Origin of the sequence: Microcystis sp. LEGE 00066, assembly GCF_015207925.1 — a bacterium.
GTDB lineage: Bacteria > Cyanobacteriota > Cyanobacteriia > Cyanobacteriales > Microcystaceae > Microcystis > Microcystis ichthyoblabe_A.
Genome location: NZ_JADEVX010000271.1, coordinates 1 through 4,113, shown reverse-complemented (window position 1 = coordinate 4,113; position 4,113 = coordinate 1). Strand labels below are relative to the sequence as shown.

Annotated in this window: 6 protein-coding genes and 1 pseudogene; 5 read left to right on the top strand and 2 right to left on the bottom strand. The window is 38.6% G+C overall.

Going from position 1 to position 4,113, the window contains the following annotated elements; all coding sequences use genetic code 11:
• Window positions 1-382: transposase family protein (locus IQ224_RS22100; protein WP_194033130.1), on the bottom strand; the 382-nt coding region annotated here is incomplete at its 3' end.
• Window positions 383-935: 553 nt separating this feature from the next.
• Here IQ224_RS22100 and IQ224_RS22095 point away from each other — a divergent pair.
• Both IQ224_RS22095 and IQ224_RS22090 read left to right on the top strand, forming a co-directional pair.
• On the top strand, window positions 936-1,265 hold the full coding sequence (locus IQ224_RS22095) for a DUF6883 domain-containing protein (RefSeq protein ID WP_002746221.1): 330 nt from the start codon (window positions 936-938) through the stop codon (window positions 1,263-1,265).
• Between the two features lie 3 nt (window positions 1,266-1,268).
• Window positions 1,269-1,520: a DUF4926 domain-containing protein gene (locus tag IQ224_RS22090; RefSeq protein WP_002746218.1), complete on the top strand. Its 252-nt coding sequence runs from the start codon at window positions 1,269-1,271 to the stop codon at window positions 1,518-1,520.
• Here IQ224_RS22090 and IQ224_RS25175 read toward each other — a convergent pair.
• Window positions 1,435-1,657 (bottom strand): annotated as a pseudogene (locus IQ224_RS25175) (hypothetical protein). The gene IQ224_RS22090 and the pseudogene IQ224_RS25175 sit on opposite strands and share 86 nt — an antisense overlap.
• A 158-nt stretch (window positions 1,658-1,815) precedes the next feature.
• On the opposite strand from IQ224_RS25175, the gene IQ224_RS22085 reads away from it, so the two are divergent.
• The 3 genes from IQ224_RS22085 to IQ224_RS22075 all read left to right on the top strand — a co-directional run.
• Window positions 1,816-2,121: a CU044_2847 family protein gene (locus IQ224_RS22085; RefSeq protein WP_002746217.1), complete on the top strand. Its 306-nt coding sequence runs from the start codon at window positions 1,816-1,818 to the stop codon at window positions 2,119-2,121.
• Between the two features lie 9 nt (window positions 2,122-2,130).
• Window positions 2,131-3,414, top strand: a complete 1,284-nt coding sequence (locus IQ224_RS22080; protein WP_228036351.1) for a serine protease — start codon at window positions 2,131-2,133, stop codon at window positions 3,412-3,414.
• Window positions 3,415-3,890: 476 nt separating this feature from the next.
• A partial coding sequence (locus IQ224_RS22075) for a transposase (protein WP_130757148.1) occupies window positions 3,891-4,113 on the top strand: 223 nt, incomplete at its 3' end.

Genomic DNA, 4,113 nt, shown 5'->3' with positions numbered 1-4,113 from the left:
TCTCTTCTTCCGTTACGTCATTTCTTCGGCTAACATTTAAAATATCTCCTTCTTTTAATTGTTCGAGTATATTCTCGGCTAGTCTTTTCGTATAGGTTCGTTTCTTGGCGACAAAATCTAACTCTTCACTAAAGGGTTTTCGACAATTATCGCACTTAAATTGACGACGATTAACCTGTAGGTACACTGGTTGACCTGAGATTGGTAAATCTTTGACTAAATGTCGATGATTTTGGTGGAGTTTATCGCTCTCTAACCCACAACGAGGACAGATTGCTTTTTGATTTTTCGATTCGATTTGGCAAACTATACCGATATTTTCTAGGTGTAGATAGCCTTGAATAGACGTTCCTTTTAGGTTCAAAAATTTGTCAAGTATCATAAGTAAAATACTCTGGTTTTTGGCTATTATATCAAATCTTAACTCGATTGTCTATCTTTTGATATTAACTTGTTTGTGCCGTAAGTGTCTCCCTGTATAGATTTCAGCTACTTTTAGGCGTAGGTACTCTCATCGAATTTTATTTTAAGTTAATTATTTGCATAACAATTCCCGAAGAGCCTATAAGTTAAACTGATCACACAAAGAATAAGAGAGGCTCTTGTGCTGTCTCGGTTAACCGCTGCATATATGCTTGTTTAACAAACCAGGGCATAATTTTTTTTAGGACAATGACTGGTAAGCAACCCGACAATTATATAGATTAATGCTAAAAAAGACTTGACAAAATTCCTCGATTTGACCTATACTTTTTATTATAATGGGAATCCGTGGCGAAATATATATAAGCCTTTTTAGTCCAGACTATTTCAAAAAACTTTCTGCAATTACAACCCAAAAAAAACTTGAAACAATATCAATTAATACACTTGATCAGTTAATCGATATTAAAACTTCAATTCAAGGTAAAATCAAACAAAATTCTCTCGATCCGATGTACCTGCCTAGCGACTCCCTAATTCCCGATGATAAAATAACTAAATATCTCCTCAAATTTCGCCCCAAAGATGACAAATCAAAATACCTCGCCCGCGCTGGCTTTACCCTCGCTAATCCCGATGCACTAAAAACCGCCCTCATCCAACTAATTCAAACCAATCCCGCCATCGAAGATCTTACCAACGAATACGGAACCTTCTATCGAGTCGAGGGGGAATTAATCAGCAGTAATCAAGTTCGCCTATCCGTTGTCACGATTTGGCTAAAACGAAACCTAGATCATCAATTTCAATTTATCACCCTCAAACCCCGAAAGGAAAAATAAACCATGGCGCAACTATACGAAGAAGTGACCCTAGCCCGCGACGTTCCCGAATACAATCTTAAGCAGGGTGATTCGGCGATTCTTGTCGATATAGTTGCCCATCCGAAGGGGGGTGAGGAAGGATATGTTTTAGAACTATTCAACGAAGTCGAGGAATCAGTTAACGTCGTCATTGTCCCGAAATCGGCAATTCAAGAAGAGGAAAAAGAAGGTTCCTCGTTACTTGGTATGGTTCGATATGGGGGCATAAATTGACTAAATCCTTATCTGGCAAGAGACTTAATTGATTAGTTCGTTCTAAAGCGAAAACAATTGACAAAAATCGCAGCAATGTCTGTCTCTATCGGGGTTTCATTCCTTATAACCCCCTCCCTTGCATAACACGAATAGATTAATGGCAAAAAAGAGTTGACAAAATCCCTCGATTTGACCTATACTTTCTAGTATAATGGGAATCCGTGCCGAAATATATATAAGCCTTTTTAGTTCCGCTATAAGTTTGTCCGAGAAGCAATCGAGAAAACCATAAACGGGTCATTGAAGGAGCCTTATGCCAGAATCTAGATCTGAGATTATTTCAGTGAAAGTTAAAGAAAATGTCACCATGTTAGTGGAAGCGAGAAGTTTCGGTGGTGAACGGGAAGTATCCGATCAAATATTTGACTTTCAAAGTGTGGCTGATACAATTGAGGCAGTTACTGAATCGATCGCTGCTACGATCAATAAAGTGAAACCCAAAAAGGCGACCGTAGAATTTGGGGTAGAAGTCAGGGTAAAATCTGGTAAACTAACCGCTTTAATTGTGGAAGGTGAAGGAAAGGGAAATTTAAAAATTACTCTGGAATGGGGAGGATAAATTGATTAAATGCTTACCCCAGAATCTCTACCCCCGTACACTGTCAGGTTAAAGTTAATCTATGGGTCAGGAACAGGCTTTTTTGTGGGACAAGGGTTAATTTTGACCTGTCTTCATGTGGTGAAAGATGCGCGGGATAATCGCGAGACTATCGAGATAATTTGGCAAGGTAAAATGTCTAGTGCTAAAATTATCAACTTACCGAATCTAGACGGGATCGATCTGGCTCTTTTACAATTAAACTCGTCTTTAGATCACAAATATGTCGATTTTGATCACGATTTACAATCAACAGATAAATTATACACTTTCGGCTATACCAACGATTATCCGAACGGTGATCCTAGTGACTTTGAGTATATAGGTTTAACGGGGGATGAAAACCCCCTAATCAAGTTTAAATTAGGGCAAGTACAACCCGGTTTTAGTGGTTCACCTCTGTTAAATTTACGCACGGGGAAAGTGTGCGGAGTGGTGAATAAAACCAGAGATGAGTACAGTGATTTAGGAGGAAGAGCGATTCCAGTTCAGACTATTTTTAAATATTTTCCGCAATTACAACCCCAAAAAAATGCCCATAATCCTTTTAAACCCACTTCCGGAGGTATTAAAGAAATTCAGCAGATTTTTGGCCGAGAACAAGAAATTAAAGATATTTTTGAGGTTTTAAATTCCGGCAGTAGTGCTGCTATTATCGGGGAAAGGGGAACGGGAAAAACCACCCTGCTTTGGGGAATTTACCATCAAGCAAGGGAGTATTTGCATCGACAACCCTTGTATCTCAACTTAGAAGGATTAGCAGGAGATAAGGATTTTTATTATGAATTATGTAATCAGATTGGTATAGCTGTACCTTACGATAAACCGCTCAAAGGAACTAGATTAACTAGGGAATTAGAAAAACATAAAATCCTGTTATTATTGGATGTGGTAGATAATATGACTCAAAAATATTTCAGCTATCAGCTTAGAAGCCAATTAAGAGAGTTGGCTAATCGTCCTGATCCACCTTTAAGATTAGTAGTAGCGGCTAATCGTTCCCTTGATGTTTTATTTCCTGATAACAAAGGAGGTGACTCACCTTTCGAGGGAATTTGTCAACAATTTTCGATTAAATTATGGGATGAAGCTAAAATTAAAGAGTTTATTAGTCATCGTCTAATTCAAACCAGAGTGACTTTTAGGTTCTTCGGTTTGTCTTATGCAATAGACGGGAGTTATAAGGGATGGAACCCTTATAGAGAAAGACATTGGGCGATTTTTATCAATTGTTTTTTATCTAAAGCGAACTAATCAATTAAATCCCTTACCAGATAAAGATTTTGTTGATTTATGCCCCCCTATCGAACCATAACAAGTAACGAAGAGCCGACTTTTACTGAGGAGGAAATAAGTTCTCTTGTTAGGCAAAGTCAAGGAAAGCCGCGAGAGGTGATGCAAAGTTGTTTTAAACTTTATCAAACCAAAGTCAATAACTCAGCATCCCGAACTTAGGTTATAACTAAACAATAAGTTGATTTAATTTTGGGTTTGATCCTACCTTGATAAGGGGGGTTTGATCCTACCTTGATAAGGGGGGTTTGATCCTACCTTGATAAGGGGGGTTTGATCCTACCTTGATAAGGGGGGTTTGATCCCCCCTGCCCCCCTTGATAAGCTATCCATTAGTCAGATCTTTCTTAACAAAAAGAGAAGAAACTTAAAAAAAGGGGAAACGATTGATAGGTATAGTTTTGAAAGAAGGAATTAAGGTGGAGGTAAGCAAAAAAATGGAGAAATGGGCAGCCCAAGAATTACAATATGCAGACCTAGGGGACACCAGAAGAAAGAAAAGGTTAATCAGTATCGTAGAAAACTTGGCCAGTCAACCTAGTACAAGTGTGCCACAAGCTTCGGGAAATCTAGCCGCAGCGAGTGCCACCTACGACTTTTGGAATTCCCCCTATTTTCACCCCTCAGATATAATTGCCGCCCAAGCTAAAAGTACAGTAG

What these genes read in the sequence shown, in the direction of transcription:
- IQ224_RS22085 (WP_002746217.1), top strand. Translation starts at nt 1,816, where the DNA reads ATGCCAGAATCTAGATCTGAGATTATTTCAGTGAAAGTTAAAGAAAAT.
- IQ224_RS22095 (WP_002746221.1), top strand. Translation starts at nt 936, where the DNA reads ATGTACCTGCCTAGCGACTCCCTAATTCCCGATGATAAAATAACTAAA.
- IQ224_RS22090 (WP_002746218.1), top strand. Translation starts at nt 1,269, where the DNA reads ATGGCGCAACTATACGAAGAAGTGACCCTAGCCCGCGACGTTCCCGAA.
- IQ224_RS22080 (WP_228036351.1), top strand. Translation starts at nt 2,131, where the DNA reads ATGCTTACCCCAGAATCTCTACCCCCGTACACTGTCAGGTTAAAGTTA.